The sequence below is a fragment of the Leclercia sp. W6 genome (genome assembly GCF_003336345.1).
Lineage (GTDB): Bacteria > Pseudomonadota > Gammaproteobacteria > Enterobacterales > Enterobacteriaceae > Enterobacter.
In genome coordinates, this window is sequence record NZ_CP031104.1 from 4,893,542 (window position 1) to 4,907,721 (window position 14,180).

Sequence of the window (14,180 nt, forward strand, 5' to 3'; positions counted from 1 at the left end):
TAATTTATCCGGAGAGCCTGAACCCTAACAACACAGCACCCGCTAACAGCGAGGTGAGAGAAATGTCCCGTATGAGCAAACTTGTCACCGGAGTCGCCCTCGGCACCTCAGGAGGAACCATCCTGAACGGCGTCCTCACAAAACTGAGTCCTGACGAATGGAGCGCCATCGGCGTACTGGCTGGTATTGCCGGGATAATCGTTACAGGACTCATTAACTGGTATTTCAAACGCAAGGTCGCTAATGCGCAGGTTAAGGCGCTGGAGAAATACGGCCCGGCGGTGAAAGTTGGAGAAGACTGATATGCCAATGACCAGTAGTCTGCGTAACAAACTCATCGCCGCTGCTGGTGGTGGTGCAATGCTGATCGCCTCCCTGTTTCTCGGCGGGCAGGATGGTGTAGAAGGGCGGAAATACGAAGCATATAAAGACGTCGCCGGGGTGTGGACTGTCTGCGACGGCCACACAGGACGGGATATCGTCAGAGGGAAGCAGTATACCGATCGCGAATGTGACCAGCTGCTATGGAAAGATCTCCAGCCAGCAAAGCGAACGGTAGACAATCTGGTTAAGGTGCCGCTTGGCGAGTATCAGCGCGCCGCGCTCTACAGCTTCGTCTTTAACGTTGGTTCTGACGCGTTCTCGAAGTCAACGCTGCTGCGCAAGCTGAACAAAGGTGATCACGACGGAGCGTGCGAAGAAATGCGCCGCTGGGTTTACGCTGGTGGCATGAAGTGGAAAGGCCTCCAGAACCGGCGAGAGATGGAGCGCTCAATGTGCCTGGCGGAGAGTAAAAATGACCTCTAAAGCCTGGCTGATAATCGGCATCGAGCTGATTTTATCCTTGTTGGTTATTCACCTTCTGCTCGGTCAGGTGCTTGATGAGACGAAGCGAGCCGACGCCGCCGAGCAAAACCTGAAACTAGCAAACGCCACCATCACCGACATGCAAACCCGTCAGCGTGATGTCGCTGCACTGGATGCCAAATACACCGGAGAACTTCAGGATGCAAAAGCCACTATCGATCAGCTTGAGCGCGATGTTGCTTCTGGCAAGCGTCGGTTGCAGCTCAACGCCAAATGCGTCACGAACGGAGCGCCCGACGCCACCGGCATGGATGATGGCACCGGCCCCCGACTTACTGACTCCGCTGAACGGGATTATTTCACCCTCCGAGAGCGAATCGAAACCGTTACCAGCCAGTTAAACGGCCTGCAGGCTTATGTGCGAGAGCAGTGCCTTAAATAACAGAGAGGATTTATGACTCACATCACCGACTATGAACGCCGCCGCCGGGAAGAAGATGAGCGCCGCCGCCGTCAGGCTGAGAGCAGCTCTTCATCTGGCCTGCTCAACCCGCTTAACCCAGCCAGCCCGCTTAGCCCGATCTGGTCTGACTCTTCCTCCTCCTGTGATAGCGGCAGTAGCTATGACAGCGGATCGGGAAGTTGCAGCAGCGATTAAGCATCACAAGGCGCTTTCAAGCAGAGCGCCTGATGATGTTCTCCACTCTGCACAACACGGTTAGCCACGCTGTGAAGCGTCACGAAGCTGGCCCATCAACCCACAGGTAAATCAATGAACGAAGCAAAACCGCAGGATGGCAGCACCGTTAAGGGCTACCGCACGTTAACACCTGGCGACATTGAGCGTATGAACCGCCTGAAAGGAGTAAGCCGCCATTTCTGCAGCCTGCTCGATACCGAACGCGGAGAGCTGCTGGCTGTCCGTAATGGGCCAGCAATGCTGAGCACTGAGCAGGCACGTGAGATTGATGACGCTATGCGCAGCCTGTCTATTGCCCGCACTAAAATGCAGGAAGCCTGTATGTGGGCTTGTCGAGCTGTTGCACGACCTGACGCAGATTGCTAGTCATTACAGAAGCTCTTCACTGAGGAGCTTCGATAATGCTTTTTCAATATATATTATGCGGTTATTCTGAGTGTCCCCTATACGTAAGGAGATGCTCACGATGGATTTAACCCCCTTGGACTCTTGGTTAAAAGTAGATACTTGGGATACCCACCACCCTAGCGATCAAGAGCGGTTCTACAAATCAGTGTATAAATTGATTACATCAAACGACAAGCCGGTAGAGTCGCAGTATGTAAAAAACTATATTCTTGATTCTAAAAATAAAATAAAGAATCAAGAGCATGTTGAAAGAGTTGCAGAAATTTATACTGAAAAGTATGACATTATTTACAGTTTCTTATTTGAGAACAGAATAACGCTCGACTGATTAAAGCACTGTTTATTGAAAACCGCCTCCGGGCGGTTTTTATGGCTTAAAAACTAATATCCCCTCTAGCGGATAAATCGTAATTATACCCTGTAGGGGATAAAATACAGCCTCGTTTATGCGAGGTTTTTTTATGCGCCTCGTACGCGCAACAAAGAGAGTCTTTCAGCCGTGAGCTTGGGGATCCGCTTCTCTCATGCGGCTGTCCCGTACGACAGGCTCACATCTAAAAGGAAACAACTATGGACAATAAAAAGTCGGAGCCTTTAGCGGGCTTATCGTTCGGCTATCTCTTGCGTATACAGGACGCTATTGCTGACCAGCTTGACCATTTAAAATACTGCTGGGAGCAAAGCCATGGTGCATCTTCAAAAGGGAAAGTGCCCGTTATTTTCTTAGGCGATCGCTACACCGTGTTTGCTGGTGGGTATACGCCTGAGGAGATTAAAGATGCGATCCAACGCATCCAGGCCGGACGCAAAGATGCAGCCAGAGTTGAGCTATCTGAAGACATGCGTGAAGCGGCGGTGGACGCTGTGCGCAACAGCGATCTGTTTGTATCCCTCAGGGCTGAGATGATCGGGCAGGCGGCATCAATCGACAGCCTGAAATCGGCTGTTCATGATGCTATCCGCAACGCAACACAGCCCGGTGGCCTGCTCTATGGTAAGCGCTAATGCCAGCCGCAATCCCTCGCGCCTGTCGTAAGCGCGGGTGCTCCGGCACCACCACTGACCGTTCCGGCTACTGCGAAACCCACCGTAATGAAGGATGGCAGCAGCATCAGCGCGGCCTGAGTCGCCACCAGCGTGGCTACGGCAGTAAGTGGGACATCATCCGCGTCCGCATCCTTAAGCGTGATCGACACATCTGCCAGCAGTGCCTGCGCAACGGCAGGCCACGCCCTGCGGAAACGGTCGACCACATCATCCCGAAAGCTCACGGCGGCACAGACGACGACAGCAATCTCGAATCGCTGTGCTGGCCATGCCACAAGCGCAAGACCGCAACGGAGAGAACCCGATGAGCTATACGCGTTGCACCTACTGCGGCTCGACGCTGCACACCGTGGCGAACTGCCCAAAGACATGGGGAGGTTCAGCCCGCCGTGCGAACCTGCGCTGCGGTTACTGCGGCCAATCAGGACATAACTCCAGCGCCTGTCCGCACAATGCCAGCAGCGCGCGGCGGCGCAACCTCAGCGATGACTTTCACCTCGACTGAATGAAAGCTAAATAATTTCAAATGCAATCATTTCCGGGTGAATGATATCGATTCTAATCAACAGGGGAGGGCGGGTCGAAAGTTCAGGCCCCTGCCTGCTAAGGACCGCCGCCTCAGTCAGATTTTTACACCCGCGAAATATAAAATTTAACTGGAGCGTCTATGGCTGGAGCGACGGGCCGATCCGGACGCCGCGCCAAGCCGACCGCCCGGAAGTTGCTGGCAGGTAATCCGGGTAAGCGCGCCCTCAATAAAGAAGAACCTTCCTTCACGCCCATAACCGGCGTTGAACCGCCCGAGTGGCTCAGCGAATCCGCTGCGACAATGTGGAGAATGGTCTCTAAAGAGCTGTGTGCGCAGGAGGTTTTGTGCGCCACGGATTTACACAACCTCGAAATGTTTTGTGTGGCCTATGCCAACGCCCGCGCTGCGCAGGTAGACGTTGCTAAAAATGGAATCACCGTAACCGGCGCTATGGGCGGTGTGATCAAAAACCCGGCGCTGACCGTGCTGAATGAAGCAATGCGGCAGATGGCCTCCTTCGGAGGCATGCTCGGGCTGGACCCCAGCAGCAGGCAGCGCCTGATTGGGGCTAATAAAAAACAGTCGGATAATCCTTTTAAAAATCTATGACACGCAAAGCCTACCCCAACGTGAACGCCGCAAATCAGTATGCCCGCGACATCGTCCGGGGGAAAACTGTGGCGTGCCGCTACGTCATCGATGCGTGCCAGCGGCATCTCGATGATCTGGCGAAAGAGAAAACGAAGAAGTTTCTCTACCGGTTCGATAAAGACCTGGCAGAAAAGGCGGCAAAGTTTATCCAGCTCCTGCCGCATACGAAAGGCGAATGGGCCTTCAAACGCATGCCCATCACCCTGGAGCCGTGGCAGTTGTTTATCGTCTGCTCGGCGTTCGGCTGGGTGCGGAAGGGTACAAAGTTGCGGCGGTTCCGTGAGGTCTATACCGAGATCCCGCGCAAGAATGGTAAGTCAGCAATCTCCGCCGGGGTGGCGCTGTTCTGCTTCACCTGTGACGACGAGTTCGGCGCGGAGGTTTACTCGGGCGCCACGACGGAAAAGCAGGCCTGGGAAGTATTCCGCCCGGCGCGCCTGATGTGTAAACGTACCCCGGCGCTCTGTGATGCCTTTGGCGTGGAGGTGAACGCTTCCAACATGAACCGGCCGGAAGACGGTGCCCGCCTTGAACCCCTGATCGGCAACCCCGGCGACGGAGCATCTCCGAGCTGCGCGATTGTGGATGAATACCACGAGCACGATACCGATGCTCTCTACACCACGATGCTGACAGGTATGGGCGCCCGGCGTCAGCCGCTGATGTGGGCCATCACCACCGCAGGCTACAACATTGAGGGGCCGTGCTACGACAAGCGCCGGGAAGTTATCGAAATGCTGAACGGCACGGTACCTAACGATGAGCTCTTCGGTGTGATTTACACGGTTGATGAGGGTGACGACTGGACCGATCCGGCGGTGCTGCGCAAAGCGAACCCCAACATGGGGATTTCGGTCTACAGCGATTTCCTGCTGAGCCAGCAGAAGCGGGCCATGAACAACGCCCGGCAGGCCAACGTTTTCAAAACCAAGCATCTGAACATCTGGGTATCAGCCCGGGCGGCTTACTTCAACCTGGTCAGCTGGCGCAACTGCGAGGATGAGACGCTGACGCTCGAGCAGTTTGAGGGGCAGCCTTGCTATCTTGCGTTCGACCTGGCGCGAAAACTCGACATGAACAGCATGGTGCGGATCTTTACTCGTGATATTGACGGCAAGCGGCACTATTACTGCATAGCACCCAAATTCTGGGTGCCCTATGACACGGTATACAGCACCGACACCGATCATCAGCGTACTGCTGAACGCTTCCAGAAGTGGGTGAATTCCGGCCACCTGGAGGTAACCGAAGGTGCAGAGATCGACTACCGCGTCATCCTGGAGGAAGCGAAGGCGGTCAACCGGCAGAACCCGGTAGAGGAATCGGCCATTGATCCCCACGGAGCCACTAACCTGTCCCACCATCTGGCCGATGAGGGGCTCAGCCCGATAACCATCGTCCAGAACTACACCAACATGTCGGACCCGATGAAGGAGCTTGAGGCGGCGATAGAAGCCGGGCGGTTCCACCATGACGGCCATCCCATACTGACGTGGTGTATTTCTAACGTGGTGGGCAAGCACCTGCCTGGTAACGATGACGTTGTGCGGCCCATCAAAGAGCACAGCGAGAATAAAATTGACGGGGCCACCGCCCTAATCATGGATATCGGCCGGGCCATGCTGCCGGAAACCCGACAGGATCTTAACGGCTTCTTTGAAAATCCCATCATGGTAGGTTTCTGATGAATAAAAATAAGCAGCCGGGCAAGGTAAAAAGCGCCTTGCTCAACTGGCTGGGCGTGCCCATCAGCCTGACTACCGGGACGTTATGGCAGGAGTGGTACGGCACAAGCAGCAGTGGCAAAGCGGTTACAGCGGATAAAGCGATACGGCTTTCAGCGGTCTGGTCCTGCGTCCGGCTCCTCAGCGAGTCGGTTTCTACATTACCAGTCAAAATTTACACCCGGCAGGCCGATGGGTCGCGCAAGCTGGCGCAGGATCATCCTGTTTATCAGGTGTTGTGCCGCCGTCCGAACCTCGAGATGACGCCATCCCGATTCATGCTGATGGTGGTGGCGAGCATCTGTTTACGTGGTAATGCGTTCGTCGAAAAGCTCTTTATCGGCAGTAAGCTGGTATCGCTGGTGCCGCTACTACCACAAAACATGGTGGTGAAGCGGCTGGACACCGGCCGGCTTGAGTACACCTACACCGAAGACGGCAAGAAACGCGTTATACAGGAAAAGAACCTGATGCATATTCGCGGGTTCGGACTCGATGGTGTCTGCGGCATGATGCCGATGATGACAGGCCGGGACGTGATCGGCGCGGCAATGGCAGTTGAAGAGTCCGCGGCCAAGATTTTCGAGAACGGTCTGCAAAGCTCAGGATTTCTCTCTGCTGACGCAGCACTTGATAAGGATCAGAGAGAACGCCTTCGGAAGTATATGCAGGCGTTTACTGGCTCCAAAAACGCCGGGAAAATTATGGTGCTTGAGGGCGGGCTGAAATACCAGAATGTCACCATGAATCCAGAGGCGGCCCAGATGCTTGAGTCCCGCTCTTTCAGTATTGAGGAAATCTGCCGCTGGTTCCGCGTGCCACCGTTTATGGTCGGGCATACCTCGAAGCAAAGCAGTTGGGCATCGAGCCTGGAGGGGATGAATCTCCAGTTCCTGACGCATACGCTGCGCCCACTGCTGGTGAATATTGAGCAGGAGATCTCCCGTTGCCTGCTGAACGGTGAAGAGGACCTATTTGCCGAGTTCTCTGTAGAAGGGCTGCTGCGCGCAGACAGCGCTGGCCGGGCGGCGTACTACACCAGTGCGCTGCAGAACGGCTGGATGTCCCGCAATGACGTACGCCGACTGGAGAATATGCCACCTATCGAGGGGGGCGATATTTACACGGTGCAGCTCAACCTGACGCCGCTCGATGATCTTAAGCAGAACAGCCAGGCCGCACAGGCATTCGCGCTGCGGCAGGTCCATAACCACGTATTCCCCGATATTCCCTTCGAACAGTCACCGCTGAAACAGGCGGCTTAGGAGCATCCATGACGATTAAAAGCCTTCCGGCTGCGCCGGAGGGGCGACCTTTTGCGCGCGAAAAACCTGATCTGCCGGCTGCGGCAATGGAGCGCTGGAACGGAGGCATCCGCGCCGCCCGGGACGGTGACAACAGCATTTCTATCTTCGACGTGATCGGCGCTGATTACTGGGGGGGGGGGGTGACGGCCAGCCGCATAGCTGGCGCGCTTCGCTCGCTCGGCGGCGCTGACGTTACGGTTAACATCAACAGCCCGGGCGGCGACATGTTCGAAGGCCTGGCGATTTACAACCTGCTGCGTGAGTACGAAGGCAGAGTCACAGTTAAGGTTCTCGGCCTGGCAGCGTCTGCTGCGTCGGTTATCGCGATGGCCGGTGACGATGTGCAGATCGGCCGCGGCGCGTTCCTGATGATCCATAACTGCTGGGTATATGCGATGGGTAACCGTCACGACCTGGCACAGATCGCCGCGGATATGGAGCCGTTTGATAAAGCGATGAGCGATATCTACCAGGCGCGTAGCGGTCTCGATGCCGCTACCGTCGACAGGATGATGGACGGCGAAACCTATATCAGCGGCAGTGAAGCAGTGGAGAAGGGCTTTGCTGACAGCCTTCTCTCAGCTGATGAAATTGCCGACGATGACGACAGCCCGGCAGCTGCGCTGCGCAAGCTTGATGCCCTGCTGGCCAAAAGCAATACGCCGCGATCTGAGCGTCGAAAACTTCTTAAAGCCTTATCCGGCAGCAAGCCAGGCGCTGCTGCCACCCCTGAAGGTACGCCGAGCGCTACCACCATCGAAAACGAAACTATTGACCGACTGGAAGCCGCACTCAGCGGCCTGAAAGCGGCTGCCCAGTAAAACGGAGATGTTATGTCTGATGTAAATGAAATCCTGAAAAAAGTTAGCGCCAGCATTGAAGAGGCGACCGGCAAATTCAATGCCAAGGCAGAAGAAGCCCTGAAAGAGGCAAAGAAAAACGGCGAGCTGTCAGCGGCAACCAAAGATACTGTCGACAAAATGGCAGTTGAATTTAATGCCCTGAAAGATGCTGAGAAAACGCTTAAGGCGGCGCTCGGCGAGCTTGAGCAGCAGGTTGCTCAGATGCCGCTGGCGAATGCTGCAAAAGTGATCGAGACCGTCGGCCAGACCGTTATCAGCAGTGAAGCGCTGAAAGCGTTTGCGGCAAGCGTTGAAGGCGGGAAGCGCGTCAGCGTTCCGGTGAATGCTGCGCTGATCTCCACTGACGTGGCAACCGGTGTGGTTGAGCCTCAGCGCCTGCCTGGTATTGATACCGCGCCGAAGCAGCGTCTCTTCATCCGTGATCTGATTGCCCCGGGCCGCACCTCTGCGCCGGCCATCTTCTGGGTGCAGCAGACTGGCTTTACCAATGCGGCGAAGGTTGTGCCTGAAGGTACCGCCAAGCCATACAGTGATATCCAGTTCGCCACGCAGATCACCCCGGTGACCACCATTGCGCACATGTTCAAAGCGTCCAAGCAGATTCTGGACGATTTCGCTCAGCTGCAGTCCACCATCGATGCTGAGATGCGTTACGGCCTGAAATATGTGGAAGAGCAGGAAATTCTCTTTGGCGACGGTACCGGCGCGCACCTGAAAGGCATCGTGCCGCAGGCTTCTGCATACGACGCTGCCTTTACGGTTGAACAGCAGAACGGCATCGATGATCTGCGTCTCGCAATGCTGCAGGCGCAGCTGGCGCGCTTCCCGGCTTCCGGCCACGTCCTGCACTTCATCGACTGGGCGAAGATTGAACTCACCAAGGACACGCTGGGTCGCTATATCCTGGCAAATCCGGCGGCCCTGACCGGGCCAACCCTGTGGGGCCTGCCGGTGGTGGCGACCGAAGCAGCTGCATTCCAGGGCAAGTTCCTGACTGGTGCGTTTAACGCCGCGGCCCAGCTGTTCGACCGTGAAGATGCTAACGTTGTGATCTCCACTGAGAACGCCGACGACTTCGAGAAAAACATGATCTCGATTCGTTGCGAAGAGCGTCTGGCGCTGGCGGTTAAACGGCCGGAAGCGTTCATCTACGGATCCTTCACTGCGCCTGCTGCTGGTGGCGGTGCGTAAACCTTAATGGCGGCCTGCGGGCCGCTTTTCTTTTTCCTTAAAGGAGACAGCCATGAAGCTGATCGCTATCAAGCCCATCTACTTTGAAGGCAACGTGCTTACCGAAGGCACCGAGTTCGAGACGCTGGAGCAGCACGGCCGCGAGCTTGTAAACCGCGGTTACGCCGAAGAGCCCGGCGCCAGGAAGCCGGATACGGAAAAAGATCCTGAGCCGAAAGGCAAGGGTAAAGGCAAGTAAGGGGCGCGCATGCTGACCAAAGAGCAGGTTAAGCGCCACTGCAACATTGAGCAGGATTTTACGGAAGACGATATCTGGATCGCTACCAGTATTAAGGCTGCGGCGCGGTACGTCGAAACGTGGACCCGCCGCCGGCTTTATGACACTGCCGATGATCCTGACTATCTTGCTGACCCAGATCGGTTGCTTTATGGCGAAGATATCGAAATGGCTATGCTGCTGCTTATCGGTCACTGGTACGCAAACCGTGAAGCTGTAAACGTAGGTAACGTAACTTCTGCGCTTGCGTTCTCCACCGAAGCGCTTCTTCAACCCTACCGGATATATGGTGTATGAAAGCGGGACGACTACGACACCGGGTTACGTTACAAAAGCCAGCGTCTGGGCGCCTGCCTTCCGGGCAGCCTGCCACTGGCTGGGTGGATGTGGCTTCAGTGCGTGCTGAGGTCGCGGACGTGTCCGGCCGAGAGAGGATAGAGGGTGGGGCTGAGGTAAGCAGCACCACAACACGGATCTGGATGCGTCGCTATCCCGGCATTCTGGTATCCACAGGCTGGCGCGCCGTTCATCTGCCTCCAACCGGTAACGGCGAGATATACGACATTCAGTCGGCTATTTCTGCCGAAAACGGGACCCGCCTGGAGTTGCTTTGTGAGAAGGGGGTGAAGCAGTGATCTCAACGAGTCTTGATTTCTCCGGCCTGGCCGACATCGCTAAGGATCTGGAAACGCTCAGCCGGGCAGAAAATAACAAGGTTTTGCGTGATGCCACCCGGGCGGGCGCTCAGGTTCTGAAAGAAGAAGTAGAGAATCTCGCGCCAGTCAAAACAGGCAAAATGAAAAAAAACGTGGTGGTGGTGACCCAGAAAGGACGCCGCCGCGGCGAAATCGCTTCCGGCGTGCATATCCGGGGCGTTAACCCGGACACCGGCAACAGCGACAACAAAATGAAGGCCAGCAATCCGCGCAACGCTTTTTACTGGCGCTTCGTTGAACTCGGTACATCGAATATGCCTGCGCACCCCTTCGTTCGCCCGGCATTCGATACCCGGCAGGAAGAGGCTACGCAGGCAGCGCTGGCCCGCATGAATCAGGCCATTGATGAGGTGCTGGCGAAATGACAGAGGCTGACATCTATCAGCGGCTCAGTGCGCTGGCAGGCGGAAATGTTTTTCCGTACGTTGCGCCGCAGGGTACTACGGCACCGTGGGTGATTTATCTGCTCCCGGGTTCAGTCAGCGAGGATGTTTTCTGCGGTCCGGCAGAAACAGCAAGCACGGTTCAGGTTGATGCCTGGGCCTCGTCGATTGATGATGCCCGGGCGCTACGTGATCAGGTTAAAGCGGCTCTGGCCGATCTGCATCCTGTCGGACTGAACGAGATTAACGGCTACGAGCCGGATACCGGGCTTTACCGGGCCACGCTTGAAGTTCAGATCTGGCAATAACTCCACCCTTCATATTAACTCTGCCGCCTGCGGGCGGCTTTTTTATATCCGGAGATCATTATGTCCTCGTATTATGAAAAATCGCAGCTGACGAAAATCCTTATTTCGTCACTGCCAACGACCAGAGACGCAATGGAAACCGCCGTCTATCTCGATCTGAGCTGCACTCTCAAAGAAGCGCAGTTCACCGGCGGGCAAAAACAGGATATTGACGTCACCACGCTATGCTCCACTGAGCAGGAGAACGTTAATGGTCTCCCGGCCCCTTCGGAGATTTCACTGTCAGGTAATTTTTACCGTAATGCTGCGCAGGATGCGTTGCGTGATGCGTATGATAACGACACGGCTTATGGGTTCCAGATCATCTTTCCGTCTGGCAATGGATTTAAGTTCCTTGCAGAAGTTCGTCAGCACACCTGGTCTTCCGGTACTAACGGCGTGGTAGCAGCAACGTTCTCCCTGCGTCTGAAGGGGAAGCCGGTACCTATTGACCCGGCCCTTAAGCTGATCACTGATTTGCCCGCCGCACAATCTGTAGCGGTTGGGGCGCCGATCAGTATGGCGGTCGCCGCCGCTGGCGGTAAACTTCCCTACAGCTATGCCTGGAAGAAAGGTGGTGTCACCATCAGTGGGCAAACATCTGACACATTCAATAAATCCAGCGCTGTTTCGGGTGATGCGGGAGATTACACCTGCGTGGTCACTGATTCTTCTGCCCCGGTTAAGACAGTTACATCATCCACTTGTACCCTTACCGTCAATTAATGGAGATGCCGGGTTGGCCCGGCATGCATAACAGATGTCGCAAAATCTGAAAAAATTAGCCATGGCGAAGATGTCAGGCTTTCGTCATAAGACGGTGGCGGTTCCTGAGTGGGAAGGCGTCGAAGTTGTTCTTCGTGAGCCGTCTGGCGAAGCCTGGCTGCGCTGGCAGGAAGTAGTGAAAGTTGGTGCTGACGATGAAAATGTGTCTGTATCTGAAAAGGCCCACCGTAATCTTTGCGCTGACGTGGTTCTCTTCATTGACGTTCTGTGCGACACCGATAAGCAACCGGTATTCAGCGTCGACGAAGAAGAGCAGGTCCGCGAAATTTACGGCCCCGTGCATTCACGCCTGCTTAAACAGGCCCTTGACCTGATCAATAACGCGGAAGAAGCGCGGGAAAAGTCTCAACCCCTGGCGTAAAGTTCCTGATGTCGCTTGCGCTCCGCATGGGGCGCACGCTCTCAGAGCTTCGGCAGAGCATGACGGCAAGCGAACTTCTGATGTGGATTGAGTTCGACAGGCAAAGCCCTGTTGGTGATGTTCGTGGTGATATTCAGGCCGCACAGATAGTCTCTGCCGTTTACGGTTCTCAGGGGGTAAAGGTGCCTCTGGAAGATGCAATCCTGCGCTGGGATGGTGACGAGCAATCAGCACCTGAAGACCCCTTTGCTGGTCTTGAAGAGGCGCTTACTGCCGCGACTCAGTGACTTTTAACCCAGAAAATATTAGGATTCTTCAACTAATAATTCTGGGGTGCTAAAAATGGAAATATTGCTAGTTTCGATTGTTATTGGATTAATTCCAGCTTTAATTGCTCAAAGTAAAGGCCGTTCTTTCTTCGCCTGGTGGGTGTATGGAGCGCTCCTTTTTATTATTGCGTTTGTGCATTCTCTGGTTATAAAAAAAGATGTTGTTGCAGAAGAAAAAGATCTTATTGAAAACGAAGGTATGAAGAAATGTCCATTCTGCGCAGAGTTAATCAAAAGCGAAGCCATTAAATGTAAACACTGTGGTAGTGATTTGGCTGTCTCTTCACCACCGGCTAAGACAGATGAAGAATACCTCGAAGAGGCCAGGCAGAAGGTCTGGAAAAAATAACAACAAAACCGCTTCGGCGGTTTTTTTACGTCTGGAGTTAGACTAAATGGCAACCTTACGTGAGTTAATAATCAAAATTTCCGCTAACTCGCAATCATTCCAGACGGAAATTTCCCGCGCCTCTCGCATGGGGCAGGACTATTACCGCACCATGGAAAATGGCGGTCGACAATCCGCAGCCGCAGCGCGCGAAAGCGAAAGAGCATTATCCGACCTAACTGATGGATTTGCATCGGCAGGAAGGGCCGCCGCCGCCGCTACGGCAGCTTTTGCAACTGGTAAGCTTGTGCAGATTGCCGACGAGTGGAATTCTGTAAATGCGCGCCTTAAACAGGCATCATCTTCTGCTGATGATTTTGCAGTCTCTCAGCGGCAGTTAATGGAAATTAGCCAGCGAACCGGCACGGCATTTTCCGATAACGCAAACCTTTTTTCGCGTGCAGCAGCTTCAATGCGCGAATACGGGTATAGCTCTGATGAAGTCCTGAAAATTACCGAGGCTGTTTCAACCGGACTCAAACTTTCAGGAGCAAACACCCAGGAAGCAAGTTCTGTTATCACACAATTCAGCCAGGCGCTTGCGCAAGGCGTTCTTCGCGGAGAAGAATTTAACGCCGTTAACGAAGCAGGTGATCGCGTGATACGCGCACTTGCCGCAGGAATGGGCGTGGCTCGCAAAGACCTGAAAAGTATGGCTGATCAGGGTCAGCTAACTATTGATAAGGTTGTTCCTGCACTTATGAGCCAGTTGGGCTCATTGCAGGGTGAATTTGCAAACATGCCGCAAACCGTGTCCGGTTCACTGCAAAAAGTTACCAACTCATTCATGGCTTGGGTTGGCGGTGTCAACCAGGCCACTGGTGCTACCGATGCGCTGTCTGGCGGATTGGATAGCGTCGCACAGACGCTAGACTCTTTTACTTCCTCAGCGGTAAGTGGTGCTTTGAGTGACGTCGCTGACAATATGTCAACAATCACAACAGTTGCTGGTGCGCTTGTTGGTGTTGGTCTGGCAAGATATCTCAGTGGAGTGGCAACCAGTGCTACGAGTGCAACCGGCGCACTGATTTCTGCTGCCAAATCAGAAGTTGCACTTGCTGTTGCACAGGATAAAGCGGCTCAGTCTGCTGTTGCCGCCTCAAGAGCTGAAGTTTATCGGGCCCAGCAAGCTGTTCACCGTTCCCGTAGTTCAGAGGTTCAGGCTGCTCAACAAGAGAAAATCGCCGCAGCGGAAGCAAAAGTCACTGCAACCCAGGCTAGGCTGACTACCGCGCTTTCCAGTGGTACTGCCGCAGAAAAAGTCAGAGCCAGAACGGCTCTTGAGCGTGCGCAGGCAGGCCTGGTTGCAGCCAAAAATTCCGATGCTCAGGCTATCGCCGAAAGACGTTTGGCTGCTGCTGAGGCT

At 54.7% G+C, this 14,180-nt stretch carries 23 protein-coding genes and 1 pseudogene; all 24 read left to right on the forward strand.

Annotation, left to right across the window (positions count from 1 at the left end):
• Positions 1-71 precede the first annotated feature (71 nt).
• The gene (locus tag DVA43_RS24105) at positions 72-302 is read left to right on the forward strand and encodes a class II holin family protein (protein WP_051916132.1); all 231 of its coding nucleotides are present in this window, start codon (positions 72-74) and stop codon (positions 300-302) included.
• A 1-nt stretch (position 303) separates the two neighbouring features.
• On the forward strand, positions 304-807 hold the full coding sequence (locus tag DVA43_RS24110) for a lysozyme (RefSeq protein WP_114317008.1): 504 nt from the start codon (positions 304-306) through the stop codon (positions 805-807).
• Positions 797-1,249, forward strand: coding sequence for a lysis protein (locus DVA43_RS24115; protein ID WP_114317009.1), 453 nt, complete (start codon positions 797-799; stop codon positions 1,247-1,249). Before DVA43_RS24110 ends, DVA43_RS24115 begins: the two co-directional genes overlap by 11 nt.
• Positions 1,250-1,261: 12 nt before the next feature.
• Complete coding sequence (locus tag DVA43_RS24120; RefSeq protein WP_114317010.1) at positions 1,262-1,465, forward strand: hypothetical protein; 204 nt, start codon at positions 1,262-1,264, stop codon at positions 1,463-1,465.
• 114 nt (positions 1,466-1,579) lie between these two features.
• Positions 1,580-1,873, forward strand: a complete 294-nt coding sequence (locus tag DVA43_RS24125) for a hypothetical protein (protein ID WP_114317011.1) — start codon at positions 1,580-1,582, stop codon at positions 1,871-1,873.
• A gap of 100 nt (positions 1,874-1,973) precedes the next feature.
• Positions 1,974-2,243: a hypothetical protein gene (locus DVA43_RS24130; protein WP_114317012.1), complete on the forward strand. Its 270-nt coding sequence runs from the start codon at positions 1,974-1,976 to the stop codon at positions 2,241-2,243.
• A gap of 242 nt (positions 2,244-2,485) precedes the next feature.
• Positions 2,486-2,920 carry a hypothetical protein gene (locus tag DVA43_RS24135; RefSeq protein WP_114317013.1) on the forward strand — a complete coding sequence of 145 codons (435 nt, stop codon included), beginning with the start codon at positions 2,486-2,488 and terminating at the stop codon, positions 2,918-2,920.
• Positions 2,920-3,270 carry an HNH endonuclease gene (locus tag DVA43_RS24140; RefSeq protein ID WP_114317014.1) on the forward strand — a complete coding sequence of 117 codons (351 nt, stop codon included), beginning with the start codon at positions 2,920-2,922 and terminating at the stop codon, positions 3,268-3,270. The genes DVA43_RS24135 and DVA43_RS24140 overlap by 1 nt, the downstream gene beginning before the upstream one ends.
• A complete protein-coding gene (locus DVA43_RS24145) occupies positions 3,267-3,467 on the forward strand; it encodes a hypothetical protein (RefSeq protein WP_032617619.1) in 201 nt (66 codons plus the stop codon). Before DVA43_RS24140 ends, DVA43_RS24145 begins: the two co-directional genes overlap by 4 nt.
• Positions 3,468-3,629: 162 nt before the next feature.
• Entirely contained in the window at positions 3,630-4,100 is a 471-nt protein-coding gene (locus DVA43_RS24150) for a phage terminase small subunit P27 family (RefSeq protein WP_114317015.1), read from the forward strand.
• The gene (locus tag DVA43_RS24155; protein ID WP_114317016.1) at positions 4,097-5,827 is read left to right on the forward strand and encodes a terminase large subunit; all 1,731 of its coding nucleotides are present in this window, start codon (positions 4,097-4,099) and stop codon (positions 5,825-5,827) included. Before DVA43_RS24150 ends, DVA43_RS24155 begins: the two co-directional genes overlap by 4 nt.
• On the forward strand, positions 5,827-7,131 hold the full coding sequence (locus tag DVA43_RS24160) for a phage portal protein (protein WP_114317017.1): 1,305 nt from the start codon (positions 5,827-5,829) through the stop codon (positions 7,129-7,131). The genes DVA43_RS24155 and DVA43_RS24160 overlap by 1 nt, the downstream gene beginning before the upstream one ends.
• A gap of 8 nt (positions 7,132-7,139) precedes the next feature.
• A complete protein-coding gene (locus DVA43_RS24165) occupies positions 7,140-7,994 on the forward strand; it encodes a head maturation protease, ClpP-related (RefSeq protein ID WP_114317018.1) in 855 nt (284 codons plus the stop codon).
• Between the two features lie 12 nt (positions 7,995-8,006).
• Positions 8,007-9,227, forward strand: a complete 1,221-nt coding sequence (locus DVA43_RS24170; protein ID WP_114317019.1) for a phage major capsid protein — start codon at positions 8,007-8,009, stop codon at positions 9,225-9,227.
• A gap of 52 nt (positions 9,228-9,279) precedes the next feature.
• Positions 9,280-9,465 (forward strand): hypothetical protein, encoded by a 186-nt coding sequence (locus DVA43_RS24175; protein WP_114317020.1) that lies wholly within the window; start codon positions 9,280-9,282, stop codon positions 9,463-9,465.
• 9 nt (positions 9,466-9,474) lie between these two features.
• Entirely contained in the window at positions 9,475-9,801 is a 327-nt protein-coding gene (locus tag DVA43_RS24180) for a head-tail connector protein (RefSeq protein ID WP_097455186.1), read from the forward strand.
• The gene (locus tag DVA43_RS24185; protein WP_114317021.1) at positions 9,798-10,139 is read left to right on the forward strand and encodes a phage head closure protein; all 342 of its coding nucleotides are present in this window, start codon (positions 9,798-9,800) and stop codon (positions 10,137-10,139) included. The genes DVA43_RS24180 and DVA43_RS24185 overlap by 4 nt, the downstream gene beginning before the upstream one ends.
• The gene (locus DVA43_RS24190; protein WP_114317022.1) at positions 10,136-10,585 is read left to right on the forward strand and encodes an HK97-gp10 family putative phage morphogenesis protein; all 450 of its coding nucleotides are present in this window, start codon (positions 10,136-10,138) and stop codon (positions 10,583-10,585) included. The genes DVA43_RS24185 and DVA43_RS24190 overlap by 4 nt, the downstream gene beginning before the upstream one ends.
• Positions 10,582-10,911 carry a DUF3168 domain-containing protein gene (locus tag DVA43_RS24195; RefSeq protein ID WP_085406911.1) on the forward strand — a complete coding sequence of 110 codons (330 nt, stop codon included), beginning with the start codon at positions 10,582-10,584 and terminating at the stop codon, positions 10,909-10,911. Before DVA43_RS24190 ends, DVA43_RS24195 begins: the two co-directional genes overlap by 4 nt.
• Positions 10,912-10,971: 60 nt before the next feature.
• Positions 10,972-11,676 (forward strand): immunoglobulin domain-containing protein, encoded by a 705-nt coding sequence (locus DVA43_RS24200; protein ID WP_114317023.1) that lies wholly within the window; start codon positions 10,972-10,974, stop codon positions 11,674-11,676.
• Positions 11,677-11,710: 34 nt separating this feature from the next.
• Positions 11,711-12,097 (forward strand): phage tail assembly chaperone, encoded by a 387-nt coding sequence (locus DVA43_RS24205; RefSeq protein ID WP_114317024.1) that lies wholly within the window; start codon positions 11,711-11,713, stop codon positions 12,095-12,097.
• An 8-nt stretch (positions 12,098-12,105) separates the two neighbouring features.
• Complete coding sequence (locus tag DVA43_RS24210) at positions 12,106-12,384, forward strand: DUF4035 domain-containing protein (RefSeq protein ID WP_114317025.1); 279 nt, start codon at positions 12,106-12,108, stop codon at positions 12,382-12,384.
• Positions 12,385-12,439: 55 nt separating this feature from the next.
• Positions 12,440-12,775 (forward strand): zinc ribbon domain-containing protein, encoded by a 336-nt coding sequence (locus tag DVA43_RS24215; protein ID WP_114317026.1) that lies wholly within the window; start codon positions 12,440-12,442, stop codon positions 12,773-12,775.
• A 46-nt stretch (positions 12,776-12,821) separates the two neighbouring features.
• A pseudogene (locus DVA43_RS25430) lies at positions 12,822-14,039 on the forward strand (tape measure protein); the annotation flags it as partial.
• Positions 14,040-14,180 lie beyond the last annotated feature (141 nt).

Excerpts from the sequence above, each read along its gene's own strand:
- DVA43_RS24155 (WP_114317016.1), top strand. The coding sequence starts at position 4,097 with ATGACACGCAAAGCCTACCCCAACGTGAACGCCGCAAATCAGTATGCC.
- DVA43_RS24180 (WP_097455186.1), top strand. The coding sequence starts at position 9,475 with ATGCTGACCAAAGAGCAGGTTAAGCGCCACTGCAACATTGAGCAGGAT.
- DVA43_RS24205 (WP_114317024.1), top strand. The coding sequence starts at position 11,711 with ATGTCGCAAAATCTGAAAAAATTAGCCATGGCGAAGATGTCAGGCTTT.
- DVA43_RS24195 (WP_085406911.1), top strand. The coding sequence starts at position 10,582 with ATGACAGAGGCTGACATCTATCAGCGGCTCAGTGCGCTGGCAGGCGGA.
- DVA43_RS24200 (WP_114317023.1), top strand. The coding sequence starts at position 10,972 with ATGTCCTCGTATTATGAAAAATCGCAGCTGACGAAAATCCTTATTTCG.
- DVA43_RS24170 (WP_114317019.1), top strand. The coding sequence starts at position 8,007 with ATGTCTGATGTAAATGAAATCCTGAAAAAAGTTAGCGCCAGCATTGAA.
- DVA43_RS24110 (WP_114317008.1), top strand. The coding sequence starts at position 304 with ATGCCAATGACCAGTAGTCTGCGTAACAAACTCATCGCCGCTGCTGGT.
- DVA43_RS24175 (WP_114317020.1), top strand. The coding sequence starts at position 9,280 with ATGAAGCTGATCGCTATCAAGCCCATCTACTTTGAAGGCAACGTGCTT.
- DVA43_RS24150 (WP_114317015.1), top strand. The coding sequence starts at position 3,630 with ATGGCTGGAGCGACGGGCCGATCCGGACGCCGCGCCAAGCCGACCGCC.
- DVA43_RS24165 (WP_114317018.1), top strand. The coding sequence starts at position 7,140 with ATGACGATTAAAAGCCTTCCGGCTGCGCCGGAGGGGCGACCTTTTGCG.
- DVA43_RS24105 (WP_051916132.1), top strand. The coding sequence starts at position 72 with ATGAGCAAACTTGTCACCGGAGTCGCCCTCGGCACCTCAGGAGGAACC.
- DVA43_RS24185 (WP_114317021.1), top strand. The coding sequence starts at position 9,798 with ATGAAAGCGGGACGACTACGACACCGGGTTACGTTACAAAAGCCAGCG.
- DVA43_RS24145 (WP_032617619.1), top strand. The coding sequence starts at position 3,267 with ATGAGCTATACGCGTTGCACCTACTGCGGCTCGACGCTGCACACCGTG.
- DVA43_RS24120 (WP_114317010.1), top strand. The coding sequence starts at position 1,262 with ATGACTCACATCACCGACTATGAACGCCGCCGCCGGGAAGAAGATGAG.
- DVA43_RS24135 (WP_114317013.1), top strand. The coding sequence starts at position 2,486 with ATGGACAATAAAAAGTCGGAGCCTTTAGCGGGCTTATCGTTCGGCTAT.
- DVA43_RS24210 (WP_114317025.1), top strand. The coding sequence starts at position 12,106 with ATGTCGCTTGCGCTCCGCATGGGGCGCACGCTCTCAGAGCTTCGGCAG.
- DVA43_RS24140 (WP_114317014.1), top strand. The coding sequence starts at position 2,920 with ATGCCAGCCGCAATCCCTCGCGCCTGTCGTAAGCGCGGGTGCTCCGGC.
- DVA43_RS24130 (WP_114317012.1), top strand. The coding sequence starts at position 1,974 with ATGGATTTAACCCCCTTGGACTCTTGGTTAAAAGTAGATACTTGGGAT.
- DVA43_RS24125 (WP_114317011.1), top strand. The coding sequence starts at position 1,580 with ATGAACGAAGCAAAACCGCAGGATGGCAGCACCGTTAAGGGCTACCGC.
- DVA43_RS24115 (WP_114317009.1), top strand. The coding sequence starts at position 797 with ATGACCTCTAAAGCCTGGCTGATAATCGGCATCGAGCTGATTTTATCC.
- DVA43_RS24215 (WP_114317026.1), top strand. The coding sequence starts at position 12,440 with ATGGAAATATTGCTAGTTTCGATTGTTATTGGATTAATTCCAGCTTTA.
- DVA43_RS24160 (WP_114317017.1), top strand. The coding sequence starts at position 5,827 with ATGAATAAAAATAAGCAGCCGGGCAAGGTAAAAAGCGCCTTGCTCAAC.